The sequence below is a fragment of the Paenibacillus sp. EKM301P genome, assembly GCF_011800295.1.
Classification (GTDB): domain Bacteria; phylum Bacillota; class Bacilli; order Paenibacillales; family Paenibacillaceae; genus Paenibacillus; species Paenibacillus polymyxa.
In genome coordinates, this window is record NZ_JAALFM010000012.1 from 38,009 (window position 1) to 51,961 (window position 13,953).

Sequence of the window (13,953 nt, forward strand, 5' to 3'; positions counted from 1 at the left end):
TTCTTTTTTACTATAATTATTTAGTATTATAAGGATATAAAAAAAGGAGGTTATCATTTGAAAAGTACAGGTATGACACGTCCCCTAGATGCGTTAGGCCGTATCGTCATTCCCAAAGAAATGCGAATTTCTATGGATTTTAATGTGGGTGACCCCGTTGAGATTTTCGCAGATGAGGAAACCGGTATTCTCGCCTTTCGAAAATATACCGGGGTGACGTGTAAAATGTGTGGTTCAGCAGAACAATTGACTTATTTTAGAGATAGTTTTATTTGTAAAGAATGTATTGAAAGTTTAAAGAAGGGGTTAAATTTTAGCCCTGTCCTAAGACCAGCCAAATCGGCTTTAGCCAACGGACAACGGTCGATTAAAGAGTCCAAACGTCTACGGAGATCGACACAGCAGATGATTGAAAGCCTCAAAGAATTAATGCAAAAGCAACCCAATGCAGCACAGCACGAATATGCCAAAATGCTTGAGGTTTCCCAAGCCCGTATATCCCAGCTCAAAAAAATGCTATAACTACAGCTTGCTATCCTACATAGGTATACACCAGAGATTTCATCATGTACAGCTAATTTTGAACCGTGATACGCAGCATCATAGCTAACCGACAAAAAGTAGGAAACACATTTGCGAAATCCTCGAACTAGGTACAAAGAACTACTAGATGACTTGCAAGCGACAACGCCTTATTAATAAGACTATGCCAATTAATAGTAACGCCTAAATTAAACGAAATGACCTTCTCTACGTAAAGAAGGTCATTTCGTTTATTTATTCATTTTAATGTTGTTTCAACTCATCCAAAATACTTTTACCTGTAAAGATATGTTTTTAGTGACAGTGAGTTTCAAAAAATATCTTAAAGGAACTTGGTACACAGTCTTATATTGATGTTACTCAAATCAGTTAGGCTCAAGGCTCTTATTCAAGTATGCCTGCAATCTGGCGAAGCCATTCTTTACGTGTATCTTCATCGGATTGGGGTACCGACTCGAAAAATATATGATACATAACGTCAAGTCCGCAATATTCAAATATGCCTTTGTCGGACGTCAAGTGAAGTGCTTGATCCATGCCATTGCTGGCATATTCCGCATGTGATTTCCCTTGTGTGTTGAGGATGATGACTTTCTTCCCCTTAAGCAGCCCCATCTGCACCCCATTTACATATTTGTAAGCAAACCCGTAAGAGAATACGCGGTCAATATACCCTTTCATTATGGCTGGCATCCCCGTCCACCATATCGGATAAATAAAGGTGACCACCTCTGCCCATTGCAAAAACTTCTGTTCCCGCACAATATCTTCTCCGATTCCTCCAATAATCTCGCTACTGCTGACTACAGGTTGAAAGCCGATATCATATAGATCACGAACCACCACATCATGCCCTTTTTGCTTTAGCCCCTTCAATGCTGTGGTCAAAATTGCATGGTTAAAGCTTTCTTGTGATGGATGCGCGTAAATAATAAGATGTTTCATTTTCTTCTCCTCCATTTACTAATAAAAGTGAGTGATCGATCAATTACTTATCTTCATACATCTTCATCTAACTGAATCTGCATCAATTCATAGTTCCAATAAAGATACGTTCAGTCAACTTGAAGCGTATGCTGCTCATAAATGTCACCTACGTTGATTGTTAATCAGTTAGTAATTGATCAATCACTAATTGATTGGTCTCAGTATAGTTTATTCCTTTTTATTTCGCAAGTGCTTTTGGTTCAACTTTATATAAAGAATTGTAAAAAGATCTGATCCAAGGCAGTGTTATTATCGCTGTCCAAAGAAAATAAAGTCCCCCAGTTGATGCCCATTAGAGTGTGATGTAGAGCAATCACTTAATATGACTTTATAATGTCATGTTATAAGGTGTATGCTACCGAGTGAGGTGAAGCTTATGCCGTTAAGCAGACATTTTGAAATCGTTTATATGTTACTCCATAAGAAAAAAGTGACTGCTGATGAATTGGCAGCGCATTTTGAGGTCTCCACACGAACGATTTATCGGGACATAGATGCCTTAAGCGCAGCTGGGATTCCCATCTACAGCAGTAGAGGCAAGGGTGGCGGAATATCATTGATGGAGGGTTATGTCTTTAACACCTCTTTACTGTCCGAGCAGGAACAAGATGATATCTTAATGGCCCTTCAGAGTGTGGCTACAGCTACCATTCCACAGGTAGAAGAAGTGCTAAGCAAGTTGAGTAGGCTTTTTAAAAAAGAAATGGGAAACTGGATCGAAGTAGATTTTTCGCCATGGGGAAGCCAAAACAGCCAGAGACAGCTATTCACTCTTATACGCAACGCGATAATCACAAACCGTGTTATAAAGTTCCGCTATTATAACGTCGCCGGGGAACAGAGTTATCGTAGCGTCGAACCTGCCAAGCTCTTGTTTAAAGATAAATCCTGGTATGTGGAAGGTTACTGTTTAAATACCGAAAGTTATCGTGTATTTAAGATTAGCCGAATGAAAGAGATTGTAGTTACTGAAATTAGTTATGAGCCAAGAACAGTCGTAGCAGCTACAGATACAAAGGTGAACGACTTGCTTCATACCATTGAATTAACTCTTCACATTTCTGCTCAAGGAGCTTACCGCGTATACGATGAATTTGCCGAGAAAACAATTACTCAGAGGGAAGACGGCTCTTATACCGTCACGGCACAATTTCCTGTAGGCAATTGGTTGGACAGTTATCTGCTGTCCTTTGGTCCCCTCCTTATAGAGGTTAGCCCCGAACAAGTACGTACAAGAATATTGTCTCATTTAGAAACGATGAAAAGAAATTTAAATGTTCCTCTATAATATGACATTATGTAGTCATATTATTACTGCTATGATGAGTTTGAAGTTATCGCTCACAACATACTCACCATAGGAGGTTGAAGAATCAATGAATCCACATAGATCCCTGCCACCAGTAGTAGAAACTTACTTTACATCAGCGAACAAATCCCGGCTTGAAGCATTTACTTCCGCTTTCGATAAAGATGCGTTGATCTTGGATATGACATTAATAATACCATCGTCGTAATTGCGAAAGTAGACGGAGACTTTGATAAATCGAATCTTCCCGACCCACTCCTACTTAAACATCAATTTCTAGTAAACAACAATAAAATTAAAGAACTGATTATTACACTTCCATAAAAAAATAAAAAAATAAGAAAGGGAAAACGTATATGCCCGCTTATGTTGTTTTTATACGTGAACAGAGTACCGATCAAACTGAACTCCAACTCTATTCTCAATTGGCACCGGCAGGTTTGGCGGGACATTCCGTCAACCCCCTAGCAATGTATGGCGCATACCAGGTCCTGGAAGGACCCAATATTGAAGGGCTGGCCATCTTGGAATTCCCCACTTTTGAGGAAGCACAAGCTTGGTACTTTAGTCCAGCCTATCAAAAAGCCCTAAAGCATCGACTGCGCGGAGGGCGTTACCGGGGTATCATTGTCGATAGTGTGTAAGGTTCGCAAAACAAGTGAACTCGGAGTGAAGATACCTAGAGGTAGTTCTCAACCCTATTGTCAAAATTAGGAGGAATTATTCACATGAGTTTTCAATTAGAAAGCATTTTAAGTGAGTTTAAAGGCAAAAAGGCCTTGGTCACAGGCGGTACCAAAGGAATGGGAGAGGCTATTGCTAAGAGACTTACAGCTGCAGGTGCTACTGTAATAACTACGGCTCGAACTACTCCAGTTAATTTAGAAAATGCGGACCTATTTATTCCAGCCGATATTAGTACGCCTGAAGGTGTAGATAAAGTGGTAAACAGCGTTCTTGAGCGCCTAGGCGGTGTAGATATTCTTGTCAACAATGTTGGAGGCTCGTCAGCCCCATCCGGGGGAGCTCTTGTCTTGACGGACGAGCATTGGCAGCAAACTTTTAACGCCAATCTGTTTGCTGCCGTTCGTTTAGACCGTGGACTGCTGCCGGCTATGGTGGAAAAGGGTTCAGGTGTTATTATTCATATTTCATCTATTCAACGTCGCTTGCCTCTATATGATGCAACATTGGCTTATGCTGCGGCCAAAGCAGCTTTAACTACTTACAGTAAAGGAATATCCAAGCAGTTTTCGCCTCAAGGCATTCGTATTAATACAGTTGCGCCAGGCTTTATCGAAACGAAGGCAGCACAAAGTTTGATTGATCGGATTGCTGAGACTACAGGCGATCGAGAAAGTGCATTAAAGCAACTAATGGACTCGTTGGGAGGAATTCCAATTGGTCGTCCAGGACTACCAGAAGAAGTCGCTGAGCTTGTTGCTTTTCTAGTATCCGACCGGGCCGCTTCTATTACAGGAAGTGAATATAATATTGACGGTGGAACAGTCCCAACGGTCTAAAACTCAAGCTAAATACGCTTTATCCAAATATTTTTCAGTCTAACACTTTATTTTCATCTGACATTCGCGCAAATAATGAGAAAAAAAAGCCCATCTAATGAGCAGACATACGCAAAGCGCATTTTCGATGTCCATCAGATAGGCTTTTATACAGCTATTTACCGTTTAATAACGATCAGCTTGGTTTCCAACATTTCTTCCATAGCGTACTTTACACCTTCGCGTCCAGTGCCACTTTGCTTCACACCGCCATACGGCATATGGTCAACACGGAAGCTTGGTATGTCATTGATCATCACGCCCCCTACCTCAAGCTTGTCCGCTGCATCCAGCGCGGTCGTGATATTACGTGTGTAAATTCCCGCCTGTAAGCCATAAATTGAATCATTCACATGGCTCACAGCCTCATCTACAGAGCTAACGGAATGAATCAGCACAAGTGGGGCAAACACTTCGCGACAAGACACCTTGGAAGTCGGGTCCACATTGAGCAATACGGTCGGCTCCAGAATCCCACCTTCGGCATGACCACCCAGAGCGATTCTCGCGCCTGCTTGGACTGCTTCCTCCAGCCACACACGAACACGCTCGACATCCTTGGCTGAGATGAGCGCCGATACGTCCGTGTCCGGGTCTAGCGGATCTCCGATTTTTAAACGTTGAGTCGCTTCTATAAATCGGGACACGAACGTATCATACAGCTCACCGACAACGTAAATACGTTGAACCGAGATACATACCTGCCCCTGATTGGCAAAGGCTCCACTCACACAACGGTCGATGATCGCGTCCACATCTGTATCACGGTCAATAATAACAGCCGCGTTGGAACCCAGCTCCAGCGTAACCCGCTTCAAGCCAGCCTTGGAGCGAATTTCTGTACCGACTGCCGGGCTACCGGTGAAGGTGATATAGCTGACACGTGGATCAGTGACAAGTACGTCGCCAATGGTTTTGCCATCGCCGCTGATCACGTTAAGAGCGCCCGCAGGCAACCCGGCCTGCTCCAACAGCTCCGCGATCAAGTAAGCCGACAGTGGTGTCTGCTCCGCAGGCTTCAATACGACCGTATTGCCTGCTGCCAGCGCAGGGCCCACTTTATGAGCGACCAAGTTCATCGGGAAGTTAAATGGTGTAATAGCTCCTACTACCCCGACGGGTTCTTTGAGCGTGTAGGCCATACGGCCCTCGCCGCCTGGTGCAGCATCCAGCGGAATGGTCTCTCCGTGAATGTGCTTGGCTTCTTCGGCTGCAAACTTGTAGGTTTGTACCGTCCGATCAACTTCCGCAAGCGCAGCCTTCCATGGCTTGGACGCTTCGCGTGCAATGATACGCGCTGCATCCTCACGCCGCTCTTCCAGCAGGTCAGCCAGCTTCTCCAAAATAGCTGACCGCTGGTGGGCTGGCATGACCCGCATCTCTGCACGTGCATCAGAAGCCGCCTGAATAGCGGTCTTGGCATCCTCAGCAGTGGCCTCTGCTACCTCGGCAATGACTTCCCCGGAATACGGTGATTTCAGCGTCGTATATGATGAAGCTGCTTTCCATTCACCGCCAATAAATAAGTGCTGCTGCATGCTTTTTTCCTCCTTTGCTCTATATCAATGTCTCATTTAATACTATTTCACTGTCAGCACTGGACAAGGTGCATGCTGAATCACATGATGGCTCACGCTACCCAGGATCAGCTCCGAAACAAGTCCCTGTCCCCGTGTTCCCATAATGATCAGATCTACCTTTTCCTGATCTGCAATTTTACAAATGAAACTCGCCGGATCACCATGCCCCGCCAGCATACGGTACGAAATGCCCTCGTCCTTCAAATAGTCGGCTGCAGGCTCCAGAATATGACGACCTTCCTCTTCGATCCGCTCATCCACATCAATCCCAACCGGGGGCTCATTCATGGATAAAGTCGGATTTACATGCAATACGGTCAGATGCAGGTTTCCCTGAAGCTGCTTGGATAACGTTTTGGCTGTCTCCAATGCCTTCATAGCGTGTTCCGAACCATCAATCGCGACCAGAATCTGTTTGAATTCGCTCATACTCTTTTCCTCCCCAGAAGTTCAATGTTAGTGTGCATCTACCTGAATATCCTGCATATGTCGGCGACGTACGATCAGCACAGCTACGCCAATCAATACCATCAATGCTCCAAAATAAAACGGAGTTTCTGCTGCATACCACTCTGACAGCTTCCCTGCAAGCCATGGTGAAATGGCCCCGCCCAAAAAACGCATAAAGCTGTAAGCCGCAGATGCTGTGGAGCGCTCCACTGGAGCAGCCTGCATAACAGCAGTTGTAATCAATGTATTGTTAATCCCCAGAAAAATACCAGCCACAATGACCGCGACAATGACAGTCGTTGGCGAACCAGCTAAAGTCCCAATCGCCATAACACCTAAATCAATGGCAAACAACGTCAGCATGATACTAATGGAAGATACCACGCTCAAGCGTGCTTGAATCTTTGGAGCTACAAACACCGAGGTAAAGGCCAGCATAATTCCCCAACCAAAAAACACGTAACCCAAACCATGCTCGTCTAAATGCATGACATATGGAGAATACGCCATCAACGTAAAGAATCCAAAGTTATATAACAATGCTACAATGCCGAGCGTGAACAAGGCAGGGTAACTTAACGCTTTGAATGGGTCCGCAATGGAACCGCGTTTTTTCGGCTTTGGAATCGAAGGCAGCATAAACGTAATGAACAAAAAGCCAATAACCATCAATCCAGCTACACCGAAAAATGGACCGCGCCAGGAAATGGAACCTAACTCACCGCCTAGCAGCGGGCCGACTGAAATCCCAAGCCCCAAGGCCGCTTCATACAAAATAATCGCTTTAGCTGTTCCAGAAGTGGACAGACCTACAATCGCAGACAACGCTGTTGCGATAAACAAAGCGTTTCCCAGGCCCCAGCCTGCCCGGTAGCCCACAATTCCGCCAACTGTACTAGCCGTGCCGCCCAGTCCGGCAAACACAATAATAAATAATATGCCGGTTAATAACGTCCATTTGACACCCAATCGACTAGATACAACGCCCGTAATCAGCATCGCAACGCCCGTCACCAGATTATAGCTGGTGAACAGCAGCGACACTTGGCTTTTCGTAGCATGAAGCTGATCGGCAATGGCCGGCAGGATCGGATCGACCAATCCCAGACCCATAAATGAAATAACACAGGCAAAGGCGACCGCCCATACCGCTTTAGGTTGAGAAAGCAAGCCTGAGCGTTCTTTTAACTCTTCAGGTAATGCATGTTGTGAACTCATAATAGGATGTTACCTCCACATCTGAATGTAAATGTTCTTGTTATGATGGGTCGTGCTCAAGTTCCTCATCCAGAAGAACCTTACGTTCACGCACCCTAACCCGCAGCTCCTCCAGCTCTGTCTGGAGCATACGGATACTGTTGATCTTTCCCTCCATTAAGTCCAACTGTTCGTTCAACGTACGTTCCATATCCTCCAACATGGTCCGTCGCTCGATTGGCTGCAAATGCTCTGTGCGCTCGCGATATTCCTCCCGCTGCCCCTTGAGCATTTCTGCTGCGGACATGTACCGCTGAAGTTCTTGCAAAGAAAAGCCAAGCACTTCCTTGGCACTCACTATTTTTTTTAGTAAATCCACATCCTCCTGCGTATACAGCCGCATATTTCCTTCACTGCGCTGCGGGGAGGGCAATAAGCCGATTTCCTCATAATAACGAATGGTTCGCTTGGTTAAACCGCTTTGTTTGGCGACCTCATCAATTTTATACGTAACCATGACACCCACCTTATGAAAAAGATTATATATAAATACTACGCCTATATAACGTTAACGTCAACGTAAACTTTCAAACACAAAGAAACCGCCTCTGTTAGAGACGGTTCCTATTTGGGATTGCATAGTCATAGACCCGAAGCATCGGCGCTCAAGCCCATGAATATCACTTTAGATGAAGAAAGTACGTGTGATGATAACCAGCAAAATAAAGAGTACCAAAATGACACCAGTGGAAGTCCACATGCCGTAGCCGCCACCGCCACAGCCACAGCTTCTATCTACTTCACCCATCTCAAATTCCTCCTCCCTCTGTCGATTACAACAAATCGCCCGAAATCAAATTCTTCAACTGAGAATTAGATAACGAATGCTTTGGAAATAATAACGAGCAGAATGAAAAGTACCAGAATCGCTCCTGTAGATGTAAAAGCTCCATAACCAGCGCCTACTCCAGACATGGTGATTCCTCCCTTCATGGTTTACAAAAGCATCTTATGCTTATGCCACCGTCCATGATAGGGACAAATGCCGCGCCTGCTGCCCAAATATGGGTTTGGGGTCCAGTTATTCTTCGGATGCGAGCATTCCGTGATACAGGAGATTTCTTGCCTGCTTGGCAAGTACAGACGGGCTTTCACGTCCAGGCAGCAATTTCGTTAACGTCAGCCGTTCTATCAAACCGATCACACATTCTGCTGTCAGTTCAGGGTCAAGTTCCTCACGGCAGGAACCCCATCGTTGTGCCGCCAGCAGATGCTTCTTGATATGCTCCGCCATTTCCGCCTTGATGTGTACCGAGTCTGCCGCCTGGTAAAAACCGACACGAGTGATCGCCGGATTATTAGACAACATGCGAAAAATAGCTTCCAGAAAAGCTTGTCCCCGTCTCAAAACTTCAGCTTCGCTTAGGTCCGGGCCAATCTTCATACTTTGTACCGTCTCATTCACCAAAGTACGGAAGCTCTCCACAAGCTCCTCATACATTTGTTCTTTGCTTTCAAAATGAATATAAAAATCCGGCTGCGTCAATCCTGCACGTGCCGCAATCGAACTTACCTTAGTTTGGTAAAACCCCGTCTGAGCGAACTCTTCAGCCCCCGCTTCCAGTAACAACCGCCGACTTTCCCGACTTCTGACTCCTGCTCTCATCACGGTTTTGCCCCCTTACACCACAAATCTATCGTATTATAAAGTTCCTTTGCAGTAAGAACAACGGGCTTGAGGATGATATATACCTTTCCTTCAAAAGTCCTAATATAGAAGGACTGAATGTTATGGAAAATCAAGGGTATCCCCCTTCAAGGTATAATTAACCAATTAGATAGATGAGCGAGCAGGAATTATTACGCCGAATTTTAATTTTTATACTTGAGAATTTTGTGAAATCCTGACTTTCGATATATATCAGTGATGAGGAGCATATTTGCGCATCATTTCAATCGTTATCAGATCATCATCCAGCCCCCGTTGTTGCAAGCCGTCGATAATTTGCTGACGCTCCTGATCTTTAACATTTTGTCCGAATTTAAACTTGGCGGTCCATTCCTCGGGTACAATTTTGATCAGAGCGACCCCTTTCAAACGTGAGGCATACCGAGAATCGCTGGCATCAATCGTGTCATATCCGCCTTCCGGTTGCAGCTTACTCATAAAAATGGAAAATGCTGATGCTTTTTCTTCCAAATCCACTACATGCTCCGCATGACCACGCACGGTAATACTTTTAAAAAATGAGGTCGCAGGACATGCCATATGTTCATCCGTGAAATAAGATGGAATGAGCGCATATTCTTTGGCGGCTGAAAAAGTAACCCGATTATCCTCTTTCATCCGTTCCATCTTTTCTCCAGCACGACTGCCATGAATATAAAAAACGCCATTTCCATAAGCGAAATTCAAGGGAACCACACGCGGAAAACCATCCTCGCTGTTTATACCTAAAAATCCGAAACTAACCTCGCTTAGAAACTGCTCTATTTCCTCTAGTTCTTCTACCGTAAATTCCTTTCTTCTCATAGGGGACTCTCCTTCCATCTATTGACCAATGATACATTTCAGATTATGTTGAAAATGGATTATTAAAAAGATCCAATATGAACGGAAATGACTGGTCCAATATAAGGAGAAAAGTATGGACATTACGATTGCTTATCAGCGTGCAATTCAAAAATATCATTTGAAATACTTGGCATTGTATCACGCTCTTCGAGAGGGAATTCTCACTGGCTCCCTTGCCAGCGGTACGCGCCTGCCTTCCAGTCGCGATCTGGCTGTGATGTATGGCATTTCACGCGGAAGTGTTAAAGAAGCATACGATATGCTGTTAGCAGAAGGATATGTGAATTCGGTAGTAGGCAGAGGAACCTTTGTTATGGAACAGACTGCAATGCTGCCAGACGAATCTCTAATCGATCAGCAGAACCAACCCCCGCCTATTGCAAAACAAAAAGCCCCTGCTCTGTCAGCATGGGGACAACGAATAATGCAGCTCGAAAGAGAACGGGCCTTATACTCGGCTCCTGTGTCTGCTACGGATAGAGACGGTGCACAGCAGCCTTTGATTTCTTTTCAAGCAGAAGAAGATGTATTGGAGGGCAGCTCACAGATCGCATGGAAAAGTGCATTGGCTGCCGCTGGCAAGGACCTGCAAAAGCCTTCGGATGACTCGACGCCTGCACCAGTGAACGGTGATAAAGGACTGCGTGAAGCGATTTGCCATCATGTTGGCAGAACACGCGGAATTACGGCTACCCCGGATCAAGTCGTATTATGCAGTGGTTCCATGGAAGTGATCACGTTATTAAGTCAGCTGCTTATTCATGAACAAGATAACATTGTACTGGAGAATCCCTGTTATTCCGGCATCTACCGTGCAGTTACTGCCTCAGGCGGACAGATACACGCTGCTGATCTGGATCAGCATGGAATTATTCCACAGGATTGGGATGCCAAGCTCCTGTTTGTTACGCCTGGACGACAGTTTCCAACCGGTGCTGTATTGCCATTAACGCGCCGTCAACATATTCTGCAATGGGCAGCGTCCAAGGGGGCGTGGATCATTGAGGATGATTATGACAGTGAATTCCGCTGGGCAGGACGCCCCATTGAACCATTAAAAGCACTGGATCGCGCGGAATGTGTCATCTATGTCGGTTCCTTTTCCAAAAGCATGTTCAGCAGCCTTCGACTCGGGTTTGCCATCCTGCCTGTGGCATTAGCTCAAGCGCTGACTGCTGCCAAACGACTATACGATCCCCTGCCGCCTGCCCGCTTGGAACAGCGTGCACTGGCACGTTTTATGATGCGCGGAGACTACATTCGTCATTTGCGGCGGATGACTCGAATATACAGATCACGCTACGACGTATTCCAGCATGAAATACAGCCGTTGAGTGAGCTGTTTCACTGGCAGCAGAACGATTGCGGTCTACACGCCTATGCCATCTGGAAGCATGGACCTGCCCCGTATCATCATTTGATGCAAACAGCACGATTTTATGGAGTCACATGGCGTGATGCTGCTGATTACCAACTGACACCGGGGCCTTCTTCAGCCTGCTTTAACTTTGCTCACTTAACGGAGCAGCAGATTATCGAAGGTGTTAAGCGTCTGCGCCAGGCCTGGGACCGTATTAAACATGAGTATCACGGAGCAAAGCTGAGGCTTTAAAAGGGTGCTCCATTCGCACTTTATATATAGCAAATTAGACTAACGATAAAGAAGACTTGCCCTTTCCATTCCCTTACTTTTTCATATGATGCTAGTAACTTAAAAGAATTGGAGTGAGAGAAATGGCAGTTAGTCCACTTTGTAAACGATTTGCTGATATATTAAAAGCAACACCTCAAATCATTAACGGAGTTTGTACTGCATCTACAGTCAGAAATAACATCAAGCCGATCATTTTGGGGAAAAGAGCCAGATCCTTTCTTGCCATCCCCCAAGCTTTTTCTTTCGAAAGCATTGGCCGGAACGGAAAAGGTTTATGTCTTGGCGAAACTGTGATTCTGACCGCAGAAATTAATCCGTTTATTTCTCGACTTCGTAACCATGATATCAAAGTGACGGCACTCCACAATCACTGGCTATTTGATAACCCTAACCTTTGGTACATCCACTTTGAAAAAGTAGAAAAGCCGCTTGTTTTCGCCACAGAAGTACGTGACGCGCTTAATGTCTTGACAACGAAGCCTGTACGTCCGGTGATTAAAAAGAAATAAGCTATCAATAAATGCAAGAGATCCGCTTAGGCGGATCTTTTCTTTGTTATGGCTACCTTTGCCCTGAACCCCTTATTTAATCACTAGCCCCAAAAGGCCAACAAAGGATGAAGCCTGATGCGGTGAGATGATGCAACCATTCAAGTCTTCTATCTCCACTTGTAATCCGTCAAATTCGCAATCACTGAGATCAATTCCCTTGAGCTTGACCCCCGACAGGATGGCTTGATCCAGATTGCAACGGGCAAAAGAGGTTTTTTGTAGTGTTACATGATAAAGATCTGCACTTATCAAAGAACAATCCTCAAAACCAACTTGCTTGAAATTAGCAAAACGGAACATCGAATAATCCCCTAGGCAATCCAGAAAACGAACGTTTTGGAGCCTACTTCTCGAAAAATCCGACCCGAGCAATTTACAATTTCTGAACTCTACCCGATGGATAAAGGAGCCGGAAAAATTAATATTAGACAGATCGCATTTATCAAAAATGATGTCTGTCCATTCACTTTCTGGCAATGATGATTCCATGATGGTGACATTTTTGAAGACCATCTTCTCTAATGAAACCTTAACTGCTTCCATATTGTCCAAAATAATATCCTCTACAGACCCTGTACTAAGTTCGTCTTTGGATCGTATGGAGCGTATTTCTTCATTTAATACGGGTAAGTCCGCAGGAATCTTCGGTGACTCCATTTTATTTTTCATTATAGCTCTACCTCCACTATGAATATATTTCGATAAGTCCTATGCACGATGTCTATTTTCTTAACTGGTCTGACGCTGTTTCAATAATACTTAAATATTAAAAAAGAGACCAACAGTTTAGCTGTTAGCCTCTCTATATTCTTCTAGTGGTCTTTTCACCGAAAATCAACACTTTTTTTCTTTAACGTCTTTTGATTCCTAGTAACATCAGCTAATATATTACCGCCACATAATCGCTGGTTTCGCCGTTATCCGAAACGTGGAATCCTTAAGGGCTAATTGGTCATTTTGAGGGATAAAATCGACATAAAGGTGAAAATTCCGATGACGAATGTAGTGCCTAGGAGGAAGATTGATTGCACGAAAAGATATAAACTCCCAACCGTATGGATATGCAAGTCCCTGTTCTACGATAAAAGTTGAGTCTGCCTGCATTAGTGGGTCTGCCGGATTGTCCGGGTGAAGCTTAATTTGAAAACCTTGATGCCGTAAGAAGTAATTTGGGAAATTGTAGGAACGAAGTCTTGCTAAGTTTCGGCTTTCATCAATCCACTCCAAATTAAACGTAGCATCCATTTTATCTGAATCGCTGCTATTCATACGGAGTAGGTCGAGTTCCCCGAGGAAGTTTCGGTGACGGATAAACCTATCCGGATAGTTAAAGGATCCAAAAGTGCTCCAAGCCATAATATCCCCTCCTAGTTTCAAAAGTTCCTAAATATGTATATGCGTATGTATATGCTTAAGATAATTGTCCATACAGATTTAGAGGAGTACAAGCAATGAAAGATAATACCTCTATATTATCTTTTCTTAGTTCAGCCATTATTTCTTGTTTAACGATTCCAGCCAAATTCATTACTTCACGTCCTTTGA

17 protein-coding genes are annotated in these 13,953 nt (G+C 44.4%); 6 read left to right on the top strand and 11 right to left on the bottom strand.

What is annotated here, in order from left to right:
• Positions 1 to 57 precede the first annotated feature (57 nt).
• Entirely contained in the window at positions 58 to 522 is a 465-nt protein-coding gene (locus tag HFD99_RS21120; protein ID WP_016819375.1) for an AbrB/MazE/SpoVT family DNA-binding domain-containing protein, read from the top strand.
• A 405-nt stretch (positions 523 to 927) separates the two neighbouring features.
• On the opposite strand, the gene HFD99_RS21125 is transcribed toward HFD99_RS21120, so the two are convergent.
• Complete coding sequence (locus tag HFD99_RS21125) at positions 928 to 1,488, bottom strand: NAD(P)H-dependent oxidoreductase (RefSeq protein ID WP_045245128.1); 561 nt, start codon at positions 1,486 to 1,488, stop codon at positions 928 to 930.
• Positions 1,489 to 1,906: 418 nt separating this feature from the next.
• Between HFD99_RS21125 and HFD99_RS21130 the strand changes: the two genes are divergently transcribed.
• The 3 genes from HFD99_RS21130 (at position 1,907) to HFD99_RS21140 (ending at position 4,362) form a co-directional block, all read left to right on the top strand.
• On the top strand, positions 1,907 to 2,818 hold the full coding sequence (locus HFD99_RS21130; RefSeq protein ID WP_045245129.1) for a helix-turn-helix transcriptional regulator: 912 nt from the start codon (positions 1,907 to 1,909) through the stop codon (positions 2,816 to 2,818).
• Between the two features lie 377 nt (positions 2,819 to 3,195).
• Complete coding sequence (locus HFD99_RS21135; RefSeq protein WP_017425723.1) at positions 3,196 to 3,483, top strand: DUF1330 domain-containing protein; 288 nt, start codon at positions 3,196 to 3,198, stop codon at positions 3,481 to 3,483.
• An 84-nt stretch (positions 3,484 to 3,567) separates the two neighbouring features.
• Entirely contained in the window at positions 3,568 to 4,362 is a 795-nt protein-coding gene (locus HFD99_RS21140) for an SDR family oxidoreductase (RefSeq protein ID WP_045245130.1), read from the top strand.
• Between the two features lie 158 nt (positions 4,363 to 4,520).
• Here HFD99_RS21140 and HFD99_RS21145 read toward each other — a convergent pair whose 3' ends face one another.
• The 8 genes from HFD99_RS21145 to HFD99_RS21170 form a co-directional block, all read right to left on the bottom strand.
• Positions 4,521 to 5,939: an aldehyde dehydrogenase family protein gene (locus HFD99_RS21145; protein ID WP_045245131.1), complete on the bottom strand. Its 1,419-nt coding sequence runs from the start codon at positions 5,937 to 5,939 to the stop codon at positions 4,521 to 4,523.
• Between the two features lie 42 nt (positions 5,940 to 5,981).
• On the bottom strand, positions 5,982 to 6,410 hold the full coding sequence (locus HFD99_RS21150; RefSeq protein ID WP_016819378.1) for a universal stress protein: 429 nt from the start codon (positions 6,408 to 6,410) through the stop codon (positions 5,982 to 5,984).
• A gap of 27 nt (positions 6,411 to 6,437) precedes the next feature.
• On the bottom strand, positions 6,438 to 7,649 hold the full coding sequence (locus tag HFD99_RS21155; RefSeq protein WP_016819379.1) for an MFS transporter: 1,212 nt from the start codon (positions 7,647 to 7,649) through the stop codon (positions 6,438 to 6,440).
• A 40-nt stretch (positions 7,650 to 7,689) separates the two neighbouring features.
• Positions 7,690 to 8,145: a MerR family transcriptional regulator gene (locus HFD99_RS21160; RefSeq protein WP_016819380.1), complete on the bottom strand. Its 456-nt coding sequence runs from the start codon at positions 8,143 to 8,145 to the stop codon at positions 7,690 to 7,692.
• 168 nt (positions 8,146 to 8,313) lie between these two features.
• Positions 8,314 to 8,436, bottom strand: a complete 123-nt coding sequence (locus HFD99_RS25980) for a hypothetical protein (RefSeq protein WP_016819381.1) — start codon at positions 8,434 to 8,436, stop codon at positions 8,314 to 8,316.
• A gap of 65 nt (positions 8,437 to 8,501) precedes the next feature.
• Complete coding sequence (locus HFD99_RS25815; RefSeq protein WP_014599460.1) at positions 8,502 to 8,603, bottom strand: hypothetical protein; 102 nt, start codon at positions 8,601 to 8,603, stop codon at positions 8,502 to 8,504.
• Between the two features lie 106 nt (positions 8,604 to 8,709).
• Positions 8,710 to 9,294 (bottom strand): TetR/AcrR family transcriptional regulator, encoded by a 585-nt coding sequence (locus tag HFD99_RS21165; protein ID WP_017425727.1) that lies wholly within the window; start codon positions 9,292 to 9,294, stop codon positions 8,710 to 8,712.
• Positions 9,295 to 9,549: 255 nt separating this feature from the next.
• Positions 9,550 to 10,161 carry a pyridoxamine 5'-phosphate oxidase family protein gene (locus tag HFD99_RS21170; RefSeq protein ID WP_045245132.1) on the bottom strand — a complete coding sequence of 204 codons (612 nt, stop codon included), beginning with the start codon at positions 10,159 to 10,161 and terminating at the stop codon, positions 9,550 to 9,552.
• Positions 10,162 to 10,276: 115 nt separating this feature from the next.
• Here HFD99_RS21170 and pdxR point away from each other — a divergent pair, with 115 nt between their 5' ends.
• A complete protein-coding gene (gene pdxR / locus HFD99_RS21175; RefSeq protein WP_045245133.1) occupies positions 10,277 to 11,815 on the top strand; it encodes a MocR-like pyridoxine biosynthesis transcription factor PdxR in 1,539 nt (512 codons plus the stop codon).
• A 122-nt stretch (positions 11,816 to 11,937) separates the two neighbouring features.
• Positions 11,938 to 12,366: a DUF1259 domain-containing protein gene (locus HFD99_RS21180; protein WP_016819386.1), complete on the top strand. Its 429-nt coding sequence runs from the start codon at positions 11,938 to 11,940 to the stop codon at positions 12,364 to 12,366.
• Between the two features lie 72 nt (positions 12,367 to 12,438).
• Here the strand turns inward: HFD99_RS21180 and HFD99_RS21185 are convergent, their stop codons facing one another.
• The gene (locus HFD99_RS21185; protein ID WP_045245134.1) at positions 12,439 to 13,077 is read right to left on the bottom strand and encodes a pentapeptide repeat-containing protein; all 639 of its coding nucleotides are present in this window, start codon (positions 13,075 to 13,077) and stop codon (positions 12,439 to 12,441) included.
• 219 nt (positions 13,078 to 13,296) lie between these two features.
• On the bottom strand, positions 13,297 to 13,764 hold the full coding sequence (locus HFD99_RS21190; protein WP_025363989.1) for an AbfB domain-containing protein: 468 nt from the start codon (positions 13,762 to 13,764) through the stop codon (positions 13,297 to 13,299).
• Between the last annotated feature and the right edge of the window lie 189 nt (positions 13,765 to 13,953).

Excerpts from the sequence above, each read along its gene's own strand:
- HFD99_RS21165 (WP_017425727.1), bottom strand. The coding sequence starts at position 9,294 with ATGAGAGCAGGAGTCAGAAGTCGGGAAAGTCGGCGGTTGTTACTGGAA.
- HFD99_RS21150 (WP_016819378.1), bottom strand. The coding sequence starts at position 6,410 with ATGAGCGAATTCAAACAGATTCTGGTCGCGATTGATGGTTCGGAACAC.
- HFD99_RS21155 (WP_016819379.1), bottom strand. The coding sequence starts at position 7,649 with ATGAGTTCACAACATGCATTACCTGAAGAGTTAAAAGAACGCTCAGGC.
- HFD99_RS21125 (WP_045245128.1), bottom strand. The coding sequence starts at position 1,488 with ATGAAACATCTTATTATTTACGCGCATCCATCACAAGAAAGCTTTAAC.
- HFD99_RS21170 (WP_045245132.1), bottom strand. The coding sequence starts at position 10,161 with ATGAGAAGAAAGGAATTTACGGTAGAAGAACTAGAGGAAATAGAGCAG.
- HFD99_RS25980 (WP_016819381.1), bottom strand. The coding sequence starts at position 8,436 with ATGGGTGAAGTAGATAGAAGCTGTGGCTGTGGCGGTGGCGGCTACGGC.
- HFD99_RS21145 (WP_045245131.1), bottom strand. The coding sequence starts at position 5,939 with ATGCAGCAGCACTTATTTATTGGCGGTGAATGGAAAGCAGCTTCATCA.
- pdxR (WP_045245133.1), top strand. The coding sequence starts at position 10,277 with ATGGACATTACGATTGCTTATCAGCGTGCAATTCAAAAATATCATTTG.
- HFD99_RS21135 (WP_017425723.1), top strand. The coding sequence starts at position 3,196 with ATGCCCGCTTATGTTGTTTTTATACGTGAACAGAGTACCGATCAAACT.
- HFD99_RS21180 (WP_016819386.1), top strand. The coding sequence starts at position 11,938 with ATGGCAGTTAGTCCACTTTGTAAACGATTTGCTGATATATTAAAAGCA.
- HFD99_RS25815 (WP_014599460.1), bottom strand. The coding sequence starts at position 8,603 with ATGTCTGGAGTAGGCGCTGGTTATGGAGCTTTTACATCTACAGGAGCG.
- HFD99_RS21140 (WP_045245130.1), top strand. The coding sequence starts at position 3,568 with ATGAGTTTTCAATTAGAAAGCATTTTAAGTGAGTTTAAAGGCAAAAAG.
- HFD99_RS21160 (WP_016819380.1), bottom strand. The coding sequence starts at position 8,145 with ATGGTTACGTATAAAATTGATGAGGTCGCCAAACAAAGCGGTTTAACC.
- HFD99_RS21185 (WP_045245134.1), bottom strand. The coding sequence starts at position 13,077 with ATGAAAAATAAAATGGAGTCACCGAAGATTCCTGCGGACTTACCCGTA.
- HFD99_RS21130 (WP_045245129.1), top strand. The coding sequence starts at position 1,907 with ATGCCGTTAAGCAGACATTTTGAAATCGTTTATATGTTACTCCATAAG.
- HFD99_RS21190 (WP_025363989.1), bottom strand. The coding sequence starts at position 13,764 with ATGGCTTGGAGCACTTTTGGATCCTTTAACTATCCGGATAGGTTTATC.